1 protein-coding gene and 1 pseudogene are annotated in these 481 nt (G+C 67.6%); one reads left to right on the top strand and one right to left on the bottom strand.

Features of this window, described 5'->3' with window-relative positions; all coding sequences use genetic code 11:
• Positions 1 to 73: 73 nt before the first annotated feature.
• Positions 74 to 232: an Arc family DNA-binding protein gene (locus G3I56_RS42775; protein ID WP_164418946.1), complete on the bottom strand. Its 159-nt coding sequence runs from the start codon at positions 230 to 232 to the stop codon at positions 74 to 76.
• 28 nt (positions 233 to 260) lie between these two features.
• Here G3I56_RS42775 and G3I56_RS42770 point away from each other — a divergent pair.
• Positions 261 to 481, top strand: a pseudogene (locus G3I56_RS42770) (RNA-guided endonuclease TnpB family protein); the annotation flags it as partial.

Below are 481 nucleotides of genomic sequence, written 5' to 3'. Positions count from 1 at the left end.
GGGAATGCCCCGGCCTTCAGGCCGGGGAGGAGTCGGAACCCTGCGGAGCAGGGCAGGAAATGGCGAATCGCCGTCAGGGCGATTCGTGGTCCGCCACGACGGCGTCGCGCTCGACCTCCAGTCGGTGAACGATCTCGGAGTTGAGGGACCTGCGGGCGGACTTGGCCTGGGCGGTGAGCCACTGGTGGAGGTCTGCGGGGAGCCTGAGAGTGATCTTTGTTTCCTCATTCATGCCCCTATTGTAGTGGTAGCGTGGTGGCATGACGACTCCAAGAGAAGCCGAGGAGACCGGGCACGCCCGGTACACCTACCGGCTTCGCTTGTCGTCGACCGCCCGCACCGCTCTGGAAGCGGAGTGGGCGCGGTGCCGGTGGATCTGGAACGAGTGCGCCGCCCGGTCGGTGAAAGCCCACCGCGAGGACGAGAAGGGCGGACCGGCCCGCCTCGACAGGATGCTGACCGGTGCCCGCACCGCCAACGC

The organism is Streptomyces sp. SID12488, assembly GCF_010548275.1.
Lineage (GTDB): Bacteria > Actinomycetota > Actinomycetes > Streptomycetales > Streptomycetaceae > Streptomyces.
This window is presented reverse-complemented; position numbering and strand designations above follow the sequence as displayed.